The organism is Brevibacillus composti (genome assembly GCF_016406105.1).
GTDB classification, from domain to species: Bacteria; Bacillota; Bacilli; order Brevibacillales; family Brevibacillaceae; genus Brevibacillus; species Brevibacillus composti.
Genome location: NZ_CP066308.1, coordinates 1,466,703 through 1,481,234, shown reverse-complemented (window position 1 = coordinate 1,481,234; position 14,532 = coordinate 1,466,703). Strand labels below are relative to the sequence as shown.

The following is a 14,532-nucleotide window of genomic DNA, read 5'->3' as shown; positions in this document are numbered from 1 at the left end:
ATATTGTGATAAGTTGGACGTTGCAAGCAGAAAACTTGTTTGTTGGAGGAGGTAGCCATGAATCAGCGGACAAATTACATGCGGGCTGCGGTGCTTCACAGATTTGGCGGCCCGGAAGAACTGACGTATCGGGAGGTCGACGTGCCTGAGATCGGACCCGAGGATGTATTGATTCGAGTCGCCTATGCCGGTGTTGGAGAATGGGATGCATTCGAACGGCAAGGCGGATACGCGGAAATGCTAAACATGAACCCAGCTTTTCCTTACATTCTCGGCTCCGAAGGGTCAGGTACCGTCATCGCGCGGGGGGAAAAGGTGTCTCATGTTGACCTGGGAGATCGGGTCTATGCGCCCGCTTTTCTGAATCCGAAGGGCGGCTTCTATGCGGAATACGCAGCCATCCCTGCCAAGTACGCGTCCCGGATTCCGGAGGGATTACCCATGCAGGAGGCGGCGGTTATCTCTGGCGTCGGAATTACCGCATTGCGCGGGCTGGAGGATGTTTTGGCCTTGCAGCAAGGGGAATCGATCATGATCTTCGGCGCCAGCGGAGGCGTTGGCCACATGGCCGTGCAACTGGCGAAATGTATGGGCGCGCGTGTATTCGCTGTCGCTTCAGGTGAAGACGGCGTGGCCATGGTGAAGCGGCTGGGCTGCGAAGCAGTTGTGAACGGCAGAGAGGGAGATTTGGCTTCGAAGGTATTTGCGTTCGCACCAGAAGGATTCGATGCGGCTCTGTTCACCGCCGGCGGAGAAATCGCGGACGCCGTGGTTAATGGTGTGCGCAAGGGCGGCCGAATCGCCTATCCTTACGGGATACACCCGGCGCTCCGGGTGAGCGAAAACATCAGAACCACAGGATATCACGGCGAGCCTGATCCTGAGATTATCGCCAGACTTCACCGCTACATAGCCGCAAATCAGCTAACCGCGCACATTAGCCATACCTTTGCACTGAAGGATGCGCATGAGGCGCATGCCGTTCTCAACCGGCATTATTTGGGGAAAATATGTCTGCAAGTCAATCCCGAAGGCTGATGGTTAGGAAGGAACCCCGGTCTGATCGGATCGGGGCTAACAAAAATCCCCTCCGGCCAGAATCGTTCCGGCCGAAAGGGATTTTTCCTGCTTTATTTAAACAGATTAATCGTCGTAATAATAATCGGCATGCCGAACACGTCAATCAGGAACGCACCTACGATCGGAACGACCAGATACGCTTTTCGCGAAGGCCCAAACCGGGCGGTCACGGCAGCCATATTCGCCATCGCGTTTGGCGTAGCGCCGAGTCCATGTCCGGTAAAGCCTGCGACCATGACAGCCGCATCGTAGTTTTTGCCGAGCAGGCGGAACAGCACGAGTGCCCCGAACAGGACGATAAAGACAACTTGTACAAACACGATCACCAGCATAGGCAGCGCGAGGTCCGCCACTTCCCACAGCTTGATGCTCATCAGCGCCATGGACAGGAAAATGCCAAGCGTCACGTCGCCAATGAGGTTGATGCTCTTCATATCAATGGCTTCCGGCTTGATTTTATCGGTGAGGTTGCGCACGATTACCGCTACAAACATGGCTCCGACATAGCCCGGAAGCACAAAGCCGGTTGCATCCGAGAACAGCTCGCCCAGATAGGTTCCCAAAGCCATACAGAAAGTAATGAGAAGGACTTGGATAAAGAAGGTGTTCGTCGTAATCGGCTGGGTGTTTTCTTCGAGCGTCACGGTCGTCTCGTCCGTTTCCGTCGGCTTGAGATCGTATTTGGTCACCAGGTATTTCACCGTCGGTCCGCCGACCAATCCCCCCGCCACGAGACCAAAGGTAGCCGCCGCGATCCCGATCGCGAGTGCGGACTGGATGCCCATCTCCTCCAGCGTTTGTCCAAATGCGCCTGCCGCTCCGTGCCCGCCTTCCATGGAAACGGCGCCAGCCATCATCCCAATCAACGGATGGATGCCAAATGCCGAGGCCAGGGACACGCCGATCACGTTCTGCGCCAGAGCCAATACGCCACAGGCAATCCAGTAGATGACGAGCAGTTTGCCCCCCAATTTGATCAGTTTAAAGCTCGCCCCGAGCCCCACGGTTGTGAAGAACGTCAGCATGAACAAACTTTGCAGCGAGGTATCCAGCTTGATTTCCATGATCCCCGTCGCTTTTAGCGTCGTCGCCACGATGGCAAACAGAAGCCCGCCTACCACAGGTGCCGGAATGCAAAACTTTTGCAGGAAACCCGCTTTTTTGACCAGGTAGGTCCCCAGTACGAGCAGAGCGACTGCGAGAAAAATCGTGTTGACTTGATTAAGTGCTAGTGTCATAGATGTCTCCCCCTAGAAGTGTCATGATGGCTTCGTTTGTCAGATAAGCACCTAATTTTACGGTTCGGCCGTTCTCATCGAGGACCGGATTTACTTCGCAAATGTCAAAAGAAAGCGTTTTCTCATGAGCGGCAACTGTGCGGATCAAGCTGCGGACCACCATCGGGCTAAGCCCAAACGGAGAGGGCGCGCTGACTCCCGGCGCAAAGGCCGCATTGAGCACATCCGTGCAAAGGGTAAGCATGACATGATCATGCTGGCTGATGAAATCGCTTACGGCCGTCAGGATGTCTGCCATTCGCTCATTCGTCATCTCTTCTTCGTAGATGTAGCGGGCACCGAGTTCGTCCGCTTTGTCAAACAGCTCCTGCGTATTGCCGAAACGCTGGATGCCGAGCACGAAATACCGGCTATGCTTGTCATTCTCCAGGATCTGCCGGAACATCGTCCCCGATGATGGCTGCTGTTCGTAGGAGCGCAGATCAAAATGCGCGTCAATATTGATTACGCCTAGAGAAGCATCTGCCCCGATGTGTTTCCGTACCCCCAGATAATGGCCATACAGCGTCTCATGTCCGCCGCCCAGGATGACAGGCTTCGCCGATTTGGACAAGATCGCCGAGACAGCCTCCCCCAATTCGACCTGGGCCTCCTCCAGCTTTTCGCCCTCGCAGCGAATATTCCCCACATCCACCAGACGATCCCCTTCCCCTCGTTTCCAAGGAAGGCTTGCAAGCGCTTGCCGGATAGCGTTTGGAGCCTGGGCTGCGCCGATGCGGCCTTGATTGCGCCGAACCCCTTCGTCACATTCAAAACCGATGATGGCACAAGTGCTGCCCTCGGCAGCCTGCCATGCCTGGAGGTCCACCTGCTCCACGATTTGGTGATAACGAAAGCTGCTTCTTCTCTCGGTATGATCTGTCCGGCCGGTCCATACGTCAGCTGAAATATTTGTTGGCAAATGATTCATCCTTTCTGAACCTTCTGAAGTAGTTTTGTTTTTTGATTATATAATGGCAAACTTATTATTTCTAATATATAATTTTAATAAATTGATAGTTTCAAGCTATAAATTGAAAGGAAGATTGCTTTGGACATCAAGCAACTGCATTATTTCGTCACGGTGTGCGAGCAGCTGAGCTACTCCAAGGCCGCGCAAAAACTGCACATCTCGCAGCCATCGCTCAGCAACGCGATTAAAAATCTGGAGCAAGAAGTCGGCTCGCCGCTCCTGGAAAGAAATACAAGAAAGATGGAATTGACGGACGCTGGGAAAATTTTATACCAGAAATCGATCCTGCTCCTCTCCCAAATGAATATGCTGAAAAAAGAGATGGAAGAAGTAAAGCTGACCGGCAGCGGGGATCTCATCATCGGCATCATCGAGTCGGTGAAGCATTGGATCCCCAAGGTCATCCGCACGTATCAAGACCGCTTTCCATCCATCCACATCAAGCTGATCGAAGTGCTGAGCGGAAAAGATGTAAAGGAATCCCTTCGCAAGTATCATACCCATTTGTTGATCACCAATCAGTCTATCGCGGAAGAGGATATTGAAGCCTATCCTTTATACGAGGAAAGACTGGTGCTCGTGGTGCACAGAGATCACCCGCTGGCACGGCAGGATACCGTTCACCTGCACGAGCTGGAGGGGGAACCGTTTATCATCAGTACGGAAGGGTTTCAGACGAGAGAAGATATTTTGTCGGCCTTTGCCCTGGAAGAGCTGACGCCGGCGATTCAATTTGAGATCGAACGCTTTGAGACAGCGTTGACACTGGTCAGGGAGAATTTGGGGATCACGATTATTCCGGAGAATTATTTGTCCGGGCTTGAGGATGCCTCCCTTGTACGGAAGACGATCGATTCTCCGGCATTGGCCCGGACCGTCTATTTGGCGTATCTGAAAAATCGCTATTTGGCTCCGGCGGTTCAGGCTTTTTTGGAGGATGTGCGGGCTTGTTTTGAGTATCCCGCAAAAAGTGCAGCGCTGCGCGACTGATTGAGGCAACAACCGCCCCCCGATACACACTTTTGGGCTGCCGCACATAATTTGGGTGTATCGAGGGAGGGACTTATATGAGAGAGGATGCGCACCATCCTATTTTGTTTGAACATAGATTTTGGCTCCAGATCCTGGGGGATCATGCCCGGTTTATTCACCAGTCGCTGGCGCCAAAGGAGAGCCGAGAAATTGAGCTGGCAAACGATTTTATCCAGTCATTTGATCGTTTGCTGGCTGAGTCCCGCCGGAATCTGTCCGGTGAAGAGAGTCGCTGCCTTACAGAGCAGGCAAATCAGCGATGGAACTCGCGGGATATCTGCGCACCGATGGCTGATCATATGTCGCGGGAAGAGTGTTATTACTTGATGAAGCTGTCCGAGGTGACGGATGTGAATGTGCCCGATTGTTATCCTACGCGGCCGAGGGTTGAGTAAAAAGAGGGCGTCGTTCGTAACAATCTGAGCCATTTGCTCAGTTTTTGGGGGAATGGTTTGCTGTCCATATCTCGATTGCAGACCGTTGCATATGATGCAGGGACATCGAACCAAAGGAGTGATAACAGGGTGTACAAGGATAAAAGGGACTATCATTTTAAGAAGGCATCCGAATATCAAATGTTGGCAAAATTTTACGAGCATCAGGACCCGGAGAAGCATATTTACTATTACAAAAAGCATTTTTACCATGAAATGAAATTTGTTCAATATTCCGAGATGATGAAACGTTCGCATGAGAGCTGCTAAGTAGCCGTGGCTTTCTTTACTCCCTACGCGGTGGGGAGTTTTTTTTGTTTTCTCGTAATGAAAGAGTTGCAATCATTTCCCCGGTTTCTTGTCAGTAACGCGAGGAGAGCTCCGATTTGTCATTTGACAATAAAAAAATTCCGTTGTACAGTTAGTTAAGTTAACTAAACTAAACCTTTTTCTTCAGAACCCTGTACTTTTCAGATCGTGCGCCACTCCCGGCGCAGGTCGCGGGGCTGCATGGCAGCGCACGGCCACATGCGGCGCATTAGCTTCCAAAATCAGGGAAATACGTTTTTTAGGAGGACGGCCATGCTTTCGGAGTACCGGAAAATTGTCAACGCGTTACATGACGAGTTTCAGGAATACTTGCTGAACTACAGCAAAAGGGCAAAAAAACTGGATGAATACAACCTCACCGTTCAACAAGAAAATATGCTGCTTTTCATTATGCGGAATCAGCGAACTACCGTAAACGAGATCGCGGCGAACTTTTCCATTACGAAAAGCGCCGTCAGCCAAGTGCTCTCCCATCTGGAATCCAAAGGGTTTATCCGTCGGGAAAGCAATCCGAACGACCGGCGGGAATCCTTTATCCTCCTGGGGCCGGAAGGAAAAAAATATGCGGAGTTGATCGAGGAGACGGACGAGGCTTTTGTGAAAAAGTACTTCTCCCAGGTGGAGATGGAGGAACTGGAGCAAATGCTGCGCACGATGAAAAAAATCAATCAGGTGATTCATGAGTCGAACGATGCCCAGTAATGGCAGCCCGGCATATTGAACTACTTATACAGAGATAACGATTACTTGGAGAGGTAGCGGAAAAAATCATGCGTATCGTCAGCAAAGACAAGCTGTCTTTAGGATTAGTCTTGTTTAATTTATTTATCGCCTACGTCGGGATTGGTCTTGTCGTTCCGGTCATGCCATCCTTTGCGAAAGAAATGGGTATGGGTGGGGACACTGTCGGCTTTTTGATTTCCGCCTTTGCTTTTGCACAGCTGTTATCATCGCCGCTAACCGGTGTTTGGGTGGACACCGTCGGCAGAAAGAAGATGATTGTATCGGGACTATTCCTTTTTTCGTTTTCGGAGCTATTATTCGGTTTCGGGAATCAGGTTTGGGTCCTGTTTTTGTCCAGAATCTTGGGCGGGATTAGCGATGCGCTCATCATGCCGGCCGTGATCACCTATTTAGCCGATCGGACTTCTATCGAAAACAGAGCGAAGGTATTGGGCTATCAAGCGGCTGCCATCAGCGGCGGATTCATTATTGGTCCTGGTTTGGGCGGATTTATCGCCGAACTCGGCATACGCGCCCCCTTCTTTTTCGCTGCGGGATTGGCCTTTGCCGCGGCCGCCGTATCGTTGTTTGTTTTGGAAGAATCGCTGTCGAAAGAACAACTGGAGAAACATAGAGCTGAAAAAAGGAGCGCCCATTTTATTCGGGAGATCGAAAAGTCGATCCGCTCTGTCTATTTTGTGCCGTTTCTGATCGTCTTTGTGCTCTCCTTCGGCTTAGCCGCGTATGAAATGATGTTCAGCCTTTTTATCGATTCGAAGTTCGGTTTCACGGCCAAAGATATTGCCATCATTATCACCGTGGGTTCCATTTTCGGAGTGGTGGTCCAAATTACGCTCTTCGAGAAGCTGGTGGACAAATTCGGTGAGAAAACATTGATTCTCATCACGCTCATGACGGCTGCTGTTTTCATTCTCGCTACCGTATTCGTCAGCAGCTATTGGGGCATCATGGCCGTCACGTGCATCGTATTTTTTGCGTGCGACATCCTCCGTCCTGCCGTGACCACGTTTCTCTCGAAAATGGCAGGAGAGAACCAAGGATTTGTTGCCGGGATGAACTCCACCTATACCAGTCTCGGGATCATTGTCGGCCCGGCTGTGGGCGGCATTCTTTTTGACCTGAATATCCATCTTCCGTATACGTTCGCGGCTCTGGTATTGTGTGCGGCTTTCGTGATGTTTCGGGGATGGAGGGGGAATGCTCGGATGGAGAATTGAGTAAAACCCGTCTCATCTTTTCGGAGACGGGTTGTTTGATATTGCGCTCTACTTGCGGACAGATGCAGATTGCGAATTTCAGTTGGCAGATGCTTGCTTAAAATGCATAAACATGGCGGGCTGCCCACTCGCGTCGATGTTCATGGTGATCACGTCAAGCGAAGTGTTTTCTTCCTGTATTTTTGCTTTGTAGGAGATGGCAGCAACAATGGTAGAGCTGTTGCCATAGCTGATAAAATTTACTCCCTCGAGGGCGTAGTTCGCCGCTTTTTCTCCCAGGAGCTTCTTCATGAGTTCATCGGAAGCAGCAGTAGCCGCTTTCATGTAAGGCTCTTTCACCGAACTGGAGCCACCCCCATTTCTAACTTCCTCCGGGAACGAAGGGCGGTCTTTTAGTACGGAAAAAGCACGAATCTCCCCTGTATTCTCTGTAATGATGACACGTGCGTGCGGGTAGGTAAGTCCTTGGGATTTCGTCATGTCCACGTGATAGTCCGATCGAACCGATGACTTTTGGAGAGTTACTTTTCTTTGGGACCAATCCTTCATTTCCGGCAAAATGGTTTCCAGTGTTTCAAGCGCTTGTTTTGCTTTCGGGTTTAGTTCAGCGTTTTCGATAACCTGCGGTTTTTCTTTTTTGGTTTGGGATGAATGGGTCGATTTTTCTTTTACCTGCTCTGCTGCCCAAGCTGGCGTTCCTGCAAGCATGCAAAACGCTGCCAAAGTGATAACCGTTTTCTTCATGTTCATTTCCTCCTCTATGTTGAGCAATGTCAGATGCTCTTGTTCATTAGTAGCAATTTTTAATAAAAGGTTACAATTTTCACTCATTATTTCCATTTTTCTCAGGCATGGCTCGCCTTTCGAAATCAACGGCATACCAAGAATCATACGAAATAGGTTTTTTCACTTTTTCAAACGAGAGAAACTCCCCCCCGCTGTCCACCAGGAGCGTTGCATAAAAGGCTGACTCAGGATCACCGGGTACCGGCTTCTTAAAATTAACGGTGTACTTTCGAATGGTTCCATTCATCTGCAGATCATACGACTTTTCTGGCCAAACAGAAACGATGCTGTAGGCGGAGGCATCCACGCCGAGAATCTTTTCGAGATACTCCTTGGCCCGCACTTTTGCTGTTTCCGTAGAAATATCCGGGAGGCTTCCATTCTCTTTCTCTGGAAGTTGCAAGAAGTTGACCTCTCCTTGCTCATTGAATTCCACCTTCGCAACCGTATGGACTTGTCCTTCTGGAGCTGTTTTCAAGAGAGAAGCGCGGATGGATGCGGCCTCCTGGTTGTCATCATCGTCGTCACTCTCGATACCGTTGACCTCTTTCAGGATCGGAAAACTGTTTTGCAGATCCACCCATGATTTCTGCATAGCCGGAGAAAGGATATCTTGTTCTGCTAGCCACGTCCCTTTTTTCTGTATTTGCTCAGGGACATTCCCCTCCGCTTCCACGGATGTTTGGATGTTAGAGGTCGCTGTCTCTTCAGTTGGCGTGCTTGTCTTGTCAACTGTCGCTCTATCCGTTTCCACAGTTGTAATCTGCATGGCAGCCGCTTGCGGATTTTGTCTGTCCTGCTCCTGAGCGGGGGGAACCTGTTGTGGAGGCGTGGCTGCTGTCACAGATTCTTTGGGTGGCTCCGGTAAATGGATGGCGGTCTTCTGGGGCCCTGATTCATCTACTTGGACGGACGCAGCCATTTCGGTTTTTAACTCTTTTGCTGGCCCATGCTGCGAAATCACGCCCCATACAAGAAGCAGCGCCGCAGCAATAACCGCAACTTGATTGAGCACCATGATCTTCTGCCGTTTATTTGCCTGTTTTCTGATCACATCCAGACCTGCATTCCTCGCTGTTTCAACGAAAGCCTCGTTCGGTTCGAAATCCGGCGAAAGTTTGATGGTTTCACGCAACTCTTTTTCATTTTGCCAATACATTCTTCCACTCTCCCCTCGCATCTGGTTCCAATACGTTTTGCAGCTTTTTGATCGCCCTGTGAAAGTCCACCTTCACTTTGATTTCCGTGCAGGAGAGAATTTCCGCTGTTTCCTTGACGCTGTACTCCTCAATGAGTCGTAAGATGATCACCGTCCGATACTGCGGCTTTAGTTTTTGCAATCCCGCAAGGATTTGTTTATAGCTCTCTTTGGTTTCCAATTCCGGTTCTGGCAGTCCGTCTTCGGCAGGCATGTTTCTGAGGATGACGTCGGTAAAAAAAGACGATAGCCGTTTCTTTCGCGCCCACTCTCTGGAAAGGTTTTTCGCGATCGCGATCATCCAGGTTTTCAAATGGGCACGTCCTTCAAATTTAGATAGAGAGGCAGCGACTCGGATAAACGTCTCCTGAGTCAGATCCTCCGCATCCCCCCTGTTGCCTGTAAAACAGTACAGAAAATGGTACACATCCTTGTGATACGCCTGGTAAATCTGGTTAAACTGCTGTTCGGCTGCCGATGTATTGTAAAACAACTTATCACACTCCTGCTCCCATCACGTCTAGATCACTCTCTTGCTCCCATGCAAACAATTAGATGAGATTTGTGGGAAAAGGTTACAGTATCTCGGAAAATTTTTCATATTGATGGATGTAAAAGGAGTTGCCGCCAAGACTACTACCGATTCCTGGCAGGCAACTCCCGAAATATTGTGTGAAATCATATTTCGATCGATTAAGATAAGCTCAATGAGTTCACAATAGTGGGGGGATTGCCATGTTCATGATTAAATTTGCAGCTTTTTTCAACTTCGCTTTTGGTGTATTTCATCTCTTCTTTTGGCGCCTGCTCCATTGGAAAGAACAGCTGAATCGTGTGTCCCTAGTGAATAGAGCTGTTGTCCAAACTCTCAATCTATGTCTGGCATTCATGTTTTTCCTCGTGGCTTACCTCGGCTTTTTTAATACGGCTGAGATCCAATCAACCAAAATCGGTCAGACCTTGTATGTTGGCATGGCATTCTTTTGGTTTCTTCGTACCATCGCACAAGTCTACTTTTATCCTCTAAAAGAGCGAGTGCACCAAATTCTTCTGATTCTTTTTATCATCGGTATTTTCGTTCATATTCTCCCCTTTCTTTAATTTCTCTTTTGTTACCTGGTTTTTATGATTATAATCTCCACGTACTGGATAACCGCGATGCCGTACGCACGCTCTGTGGTGCTTTTTGTCTTTTCTTCGTGATCGTTGTGTTGAATGGACATCCCGAGCCCTCTCATGCTCCATTACCGGCGAATAGTGTTATCATTTACTCGACTCTCGTTTAAAAAAGGATGATATTGGATGCGACTCCCTTATTTTATCGGGCTTATTCTTTACATACTGGTTTTGATTCCAGTGCTGGCTGTTATCGCAGCCAAACCTTCACCTTCCGGATTCCTGATCGGTGCTGCGATCGTAAAATCACTCGCATTTTTCTTATTCATACTAATCACGATCATTTTCTTCTCATACTGTTATCTAGTGAAAGCTTACTCGAAAGGCCGCCTCCCGTTTCTTACGGCGATACTTGTATCCATTGTGGCACTTACTTCATTCATTCTTTGGGATCAGTATTTTTGTGATTCCTGTTATCCGGTTTTTCATGTCGGCCCACATGAAACCCCTGTATCTGAGCGGAAATGAGTCACCGCAAAACAACTAATTGAGATTTTGATGATTAAGCTAGGATTACTTCATCAGGTTAAAAGGAGGAATGCTGGTGCCTGTCTATCCTGTTTTGAAAGTCGAGTATAAAGATACATGTTATTATGTAAACGACGTTATATTTCCGTGGTAGCTATTGTAGCTATTTTAATAAAATTGGCTTGTTTTCTTTAGTCTTTTTTGGGCAAGCGCCCATTCCGTTGCAATGGGCAAACGCATAGGTATATATCAAGTTCGAATAACAGGAGCTCGCCTTTATTCTGGAGTCTTAAAACTTAGTTCTGCCTGCTGATAGTGTCTTTCCCCCAATACACTCATTTGGAGGTACCGTATGGCAGATGAATTTGTTGAAAGGTCACTAGGCGAAATTCGTTTTTGGTCGCGTATCATGAAGGAACACTCACTCTTTCTGAAATTGGGTTTTACCTGTGAAGACACGAAATTAATCCAGGAAGCGGACTGTTTTTACCACATCTTTGAAGATATTGAAAATAGGGCACTCTCCTTCACTCCAGATGCAGATCCCCGCGTGATCTATGAATTTAACAATCAGGTTCACACGGCCGCTTGTCAGATTTGGGCATTCAAGCGAAATGTACTTGGATTAATCATTCAGTGTAAAATCCTCGGCAGCAACTTCCCATTGTTGGTGGATCATGTAAGTCGCGAGGCTGCTTATTTTATGAATCGATTGAAACAATTGAATACAGGAACCCTTGATCCATTGCCGGATGCCGTCATCAATGAAAATGTGTTCTTCCTGAAAATTATGGCAGACCATGCAAAGTTCATTAATCACTTGCTGGATCCTTCCGAGAGAAAGCTAGTTGAGCAAGCGAGAGATTTTAGCCATGATTTTGATCAACTCCTCTTTCAAGCCATCGATCTTGACTCCATGCGACCGCAATCGCTGACTCAGCCCCTCCTCGATCAATTTGTCGATCAGAATCGTGTTTCAGTACGCCAACTGCGTGATTTTAAGAAAACTGCGCGCGAGCTCATTGAAGCATGCCGGATTAAGAGTATCATCCCGCCATTACTTGCTGACCACGTCTTTAGAGAAGCTTCCCATTTCCTTGAAATCCTCGATGCCTTTGATGCTGCCCTGTCACATTCAAAGTAACTCGAGCTCTCCCCCTTTACAGGGGTTTTTTTTATGCTCCGTCATCACATCGCGTGGTTGGTTCCATTCCTTTCTCGCTACCTTTTGTAGTAGACTTGCAGAAAAAGGAGTGGATTTTACATGCTCGCCATTTTTCTTTTCATTCTTGCCGGCCTTGCTGAAATCGGCGGAGGATACCTAGTCTGGCTGTGGCTTCGAGAATCAAAACCACTCTGGTATGGCATCGTCGGAGGCATTGTTCTGGTATCGTACGGAATCATCGCTACCCTCCAGAGCTTTCCGTCATTTGGGAGAGTGTACGCTGCTTATGGCGGCGTTTTTATTGTTCTGGCTGTACTGTGGGGATGGTGGATTGATAAGAAGACCCCCGACATGTATGACTGGATTGGAGCATGCATATGCGTTATGGGTGTCTCCGTAATGTTATGGGCCCCTCGTCAGTAGCGAGGGGCTCCATTATTACCGTTGCGTTCATGAATCTTTCTTTGTGCCGTAACTTATCTGCATAAGATTTGTTGGACCCGAATTACACATACAACTATAGCTTTTCATCATTTGAGAAATTGGTCAGGACGTATCACGAGAATGTGGACTTTGCTTCTGTTGAATTAACGAAGATGAATCACACAGGAAGCACGATAGAAATTGTTGTTCGTTATAAGCATAAGAAAACAAATCAGGCTTCCTTTCTTACATACCTTCTTAATTATGGGGTTCATGGCTTAACCGATAAATCGGATTTCAGCCTTTCATCTAAGGTATCGGACTGAGCATTTTGTAAAAAAGCCTATTGGACACTCCCGACATCAATACACACGGTGCGGCGGACGGGAGGATTGAAGGTGCCAGCCTGATTATCCAGTTGTACTTTGAATCTGCGGAAAAACTAATTGGGATTTTGAAGAGCAACCGATCGAGGTGTTTGGAACGGATCGTTTCGAACACTTCCGAATGTCCGGTAGATTTGTTCTAGTCATTGCAATTCAAGGTTGTGTATGAATAGTAGCTTCACTCTTCACGTGGTAGTCCCCACTCAAAGAAAAAAACCTTGAAAGGCACGAAGCAAATCAAGGTTTAGAGTCTTCGCTATATATTAGTCTCATACATTCTTACATATTCTGTTTCTAATCTCAGGAAACTGCCTACCTCCGTAAGAACCCCTTCCGTTTCAAGAAGAATGATACTGCTCCGCGCTGAGCTCGCACCCACGCCCCGCAGTACATTTCCAGCCTGCTTGAGCGCATTCGCAACATTACTCCGAACGGCATTCCCCGCTTGTCTCGCAGCTGCCTGGACAGTGTGCCCCGCATGACTCGCTTTTGTCCCCGGATTGGCAACCGCCCGGGCCACTGGCGTCTGTTTTACCCACTTCGCCGCCCGACCAAGTACTTGCGTTCCTTGGCTGGCTATGCCTTTGAGCGCCTAACTACAAGTTGTCAATTCCTTCCTGAAACATATCAAGTAAATAGTCATCAAATGTATCATAACGAACGGAGGGTCCTTTCCTGCCCCTATCCCAACTAAACACCCTATCATCATTAAAATCAGCAGAAAACATACAGCGAACAAACTCTCCTGATTCCTCAATTACAATGAGCTTTAAATCCAATCCCAATTTTCTCCATCTTTCAGTAGCTTTTACGACAGAAGCCCCAAGATTCCCTTGAACTCCTAAGACCTCCACCCCACAGATTCCACCTGAGCCATAGTTTTTTATAAAGTCTCGATAACTTTGAGGAAATCTTAAACCAAGTATTTCTTCAGCATTACGAATATCCTCGTCGGATACTTTTCCGAAAAAATCCTTTTCTTCACCATACTCTTCGATCATATTTAATATTTTTTCATTCATGTTATCCTCCATTTAACTACTCCTCATTCGCACGCAAGTAATAGCTTCCATAAAAGAAACGAAAAAACGATCTATTCGACGCCAGGCGCACAGGTAGGTCAAAAATATCCCGACGCTAGTGGGTCAAATTAATTCCGGCGTTGACAACGAGGTGGTTAATTATTTGATTAGCATTCACACACACCTGTCCTTCCCGTTATGAAAACTCTCAGTTGATTCCTGACAATCTTTATGGTCGCTATATCCTTCTAAAACGATGAGATATATCTCTTTCATCCTATCCATCGCTGTATGTACATACATACGTACATTGTTGCAATCATATTTGAAAAAACTGCAAGAAAACGAAGAAAACAAATAACAGGTCTTTTATGGTGGCATCTGACCATAATTGACCTGTTATGTGTAACGTTATTGCGTTAAATAGGCGTACTTTTTCCGGACATTCTGTACGTACATCTAAATTCGTGAATACTTCCTACGGGTAGCACAAAGGCTATGTTGGTAATGATGAGGGAATGAGGTTCACCCGGCACTGGGTAACCCCTATCCAACTAAAGGGTTTTATTAAGACTCGAATGTCGTTCTTTCCGGAAACTTTCCATCTTCTCTAACTAGGCAAACTGACAATCTCTGTGCCGCTCTGTCAAAATAGAACTTCGATGGAATACTTGGGTCGGGTATACTTTCTAACTCTGAAAATTTTCTGGTTAACTTATTTAATTCGATTTTTCCCATCACATTCTCATTTGGTCCAAATTTGTAGATAACAGATTCATCGTTTTCAAATTCTTTAAGTAACAGTACATACGAAGCCAAAA

General features: G+C 47.6%; 15 protein-coding genes. 8 read left to right on the top strand and 7 right to left on the bottom strand.

Annotation, left to right across the window (positions count from 1 at the left end):
* Window positions 1-57: 57 nt before the first annotated feature.
* Window positions 58-1,038: a quinone oxidoreductase family protein gene (locus tag JD108_RS07735; RefSeq protein WP_198829271.1), complete on the top strand. Its 981-nt coding sequence runs from the start codon at window positions 58-60 to the stop codon at window positions 1,036-1,038.
* A 92-nt stretch (window positions 1,039-1,130) separates the two neighbouring features.
* Here JD108_RS07735 and gltS read toward each other — a convergent pair whose 3' ends face one another.
* Both gltS and hutG read right to left on the bottom strand, forming a co-directional pair.
* Entirely contained in the window at window positions 1,131-2,318 is a 1,188-nt protein-coding gene (gltS, locus tag JD108_RS07730) for a sodium/glutamate symporter (protein ID WP_198829270.1), read from the bottom strand.
* Window positions 2,302-3,288, bottom strand: a complete 987-nt coding sequence (hutG, locus tag JD108_RS07725; RefSeq protein ID WP_198829269.1) for a formimidoylglutamase — start codon at window positions 3,286-3,288, stop codon at window positions 2,302-2,304. The genes gltS and hutG overlap by 17 nt, the downstream gene beginning before the upstream one ends.
* Before the next feature lie 120 nt (window positions 3,289-3,408).
* Here hutG and JD108_RS07720 point away from each other — a divergent pair, with 120 nt between their 5' ends.
* From JD108_RS07720 to JD108_RS07705, 4 genes are all read left to right on the top strand, one after another.
* A complete protein-coding gene (locus JD108_RS07720; protein ID WP_198829268.1) occupies window positions 3,409-4,320 on the top strand; it encodes a LysR family transcriptional regulator in 912 nt (303 codons plus the stop codon).
* Between the two features lie 77 nt (window positions 4,321-4,397).
* A complete protein-coding gene (locus JD108_RS07715; protein WP_198829267.1) occupies window positions 4,398-4,757 on the top strand; it encodes a DUF2935 domain-containing protein in 360 nt (119 codons plus the stop codon).
* Between the two features lie 621 nt (window positions 4,758-5,378).
* Entirely contained in the window at window positions 5,379-5,828 is a 450-nt protein-coding gene (locus tag JD108_RS07710; RefSeq protein ID WP_198829266.1) for a MarR family winged helix-turn-helix transcriptional regulator, read from the top strand.
* Window positions 5,829-5,893: 65 nt separating this feature from the next.
* Window positions 5,894-7,087 (top strand): MFS transporter, encoded by a 1,194-nt coding sequence (locus tag JD108_RS07705; RefSeq protein ID WP_407649425.1) that lies wholly within the window; start codon window positions 5,894-5,896, stop codon window positions 7,085-7,087.
* Window positions 7,088-7,165: 78 nt separating this feature from the next.
* Here the strand turns inward: JD108_RS07705 and JD108_RS07700 are convergent, their stop codons facing one another.
* The 3 genes from JD108_RS07700 to JD108_RS07690 form a co-directional block, all read right to left on the bottom strand.
* Window positions 7,166-7,831: a hypothetical protein gene (locus JD108_RS07700; RefSeq protein ID WP_198829264.1), complete on the bottom strand. Its 666-nt coding sequence runs from the start codon at window positions 7,829-7,831 to the stop codon at window positions 7,166-7,168.
* 79 nt (window positions 7,832-7,910) lie between these two features.
* Entirely contained in the window at window positions 7,911-9,032 is a 1,122-nt protein-coding gene (locus tag JD108_RS07695; protein WP_198829263.1) for a hypothetical protein, read from the bottom strand.
* Window positions 9,016-9,564, bottom strand: coding sequence for an RNA polymerase sigma factor (locus JD108_RS07690; RefSeq protein ID WP_198829262.1), 549 nt, complete (start codon window positions 9,562-9,564; stop codon window positions 9,016-9,018). The genes JD108_RS07695 and JD108_RS07690 overlap by 17 nt, the downstream gene beginning before the upstream one ends.
* A gap of 248 nt (window positions 9,565-9,812) precedes the next feature.
* Here JD108_RS07690 and JD108_RS07685 point away from each other — a divergent pair, with 248 nt between their 5' ends.
* The 3 genes from JD108_RS07685 (at window position 9,813) to JD108_RS07675 (ending at window position 12,303) form a co-directional block, all read left to right on the top strand.
* Complete coding sequence (locus tag JD108_RS07685) at window positions 9,813-10,172, top strand: hypothetical protein (protein ID WP_198829261.1); 360 nt, start codon at window positions 9,813-9,815, stop codon at window positions 10,170-10,172.
* Window positions 10,173-11,067: 895 nt separating this feature from the next.
* Window positions 11,068-11,859: a DUF2935 domain-containing protein gene (locus JD108_RS07680; protein WP_198829260.1), complete on the top strand. Its 792-nt coding sequence runs from the start codon at window positions 11,068-11,070 to the stop codon at window positions 11,857-11,859.
* Window positions 11,860-11,979: 120 nt separating this feature from the next.
* A complete protein-coding gene (locus JD108_RS07675) occupies window positions 11,980-12,303 on the top strand; it encodes a YnfA family protein (protein ID WP_198829259.1) in 324 nt (107 codons plus the stop codon).
* Window positions 12,304-13,285: 982 nt separating this feature from the next.
* Here JD108_RS07675 and JD108_RS07670 read toward each other — a convergent pair.
* Both JD108_RS07670 and JD108_RS07665 read right to left on the bottom strand, forming a co-directional pair.
* Window positions 13,286-13,711 carry an SMI1/KNR4 family protein gene (locus JD108_RS07670; protein WP_198830029.1) on the bottom strand — a complete coding sequence of 142 codons (426 nt, stop codon included), beginning with the start codon at window positions 13,709-13,711 and terminating at the stop codon, window positions 13,286-13,288.
* A gap of 567 nt (window positions 13,712-14,278) precedes the next feature.
* Window positions 14,279-14,530: a hypothetical protein gene (locus JD108_RS07665; RefSeq protein ID WP_198829258.1), complete on the bottom strand. Its 252-nt coding sequence runs from the start codon at window positions 14,528-14,530 to the stop codon at window positions 14,279-14,281.
* Window positions 14,531-14,532 lie beyond the last annotated feature (2 nt).

Coding starts and splice junctions, on each gene's coding strand:
- JD108_RS07700 (WP_198829264.1), bottom strand. CDS start 7,831: ATGAAGAAAACGGTTATCACTTTGGCAGCGTTTTGCATGCTTGCAGGA.
- JD108_RS07735 (WP_198829271.1), top strand. CDS start 58: ATGAATCAGCGGACAAATTACATGCGGGCTGCGGTGCTTCACAGATTT.
- JD108_RS07695 (WP_198829263.1), bottom strand. CDS start 9,032: ATGTATTGGCAAAATGAAAAAGAGTTGCGTGAAACCATCAAACTTTCG.
- JD108_RS07675 (WP_198829259.1), top strand. CDS start 11,980: ATGCTCGCCATTTTTCTTTTCATTCTTGCCGGCCTTGCTGAAATCGGC.
- JD108_RS07685 (WP_198829261.1), top strand. CDS start 9,813: ATGATTAAATTTGCAGCTTTTTTCAACTTCGCTTTTGGTGTATTTCAT.
- hutG (WP_198829269.1), bottom strand. CDS start 3,288: ATGAATCATTTGCCAACAAATATTTCAGCTGACGTATGGACCGGCCGG.
- JD108_RS07715 (WP_198829267.1), top strand. CDS start 4,398: ATGAGAGAGGATGCGCACCATCCTATTTTGTTTGAACATAGATTTTGG.
- gltS (WP_198829270.1), bottom strand. CDS start 2,318: ATGACACTAGCACTTAATCAAGTCAACACGATTTTTCTCGCAGTCGCT.
- JD108_RS07670 (WP_198830029.1), bottom strand. CDS start 13,711: ATGAATGAAAAAATATTAAATATGATCGAAGAGTATGGTGAAGAAAAG.
- JD108_RS07680 (WP_198829260.1), top strand. CDS start 11,068: ATGGCAGATGAATTTGTTGAAAGGTCACTAGGCGAAATTCGTTTTTGG.
- JD108_RS07710 (WP_198829266.1), top strand. CDS start 5,379: ATGCTTTCGGAGTACCGGAAAATTGTCAACGCGTTACATGACGAGTTT.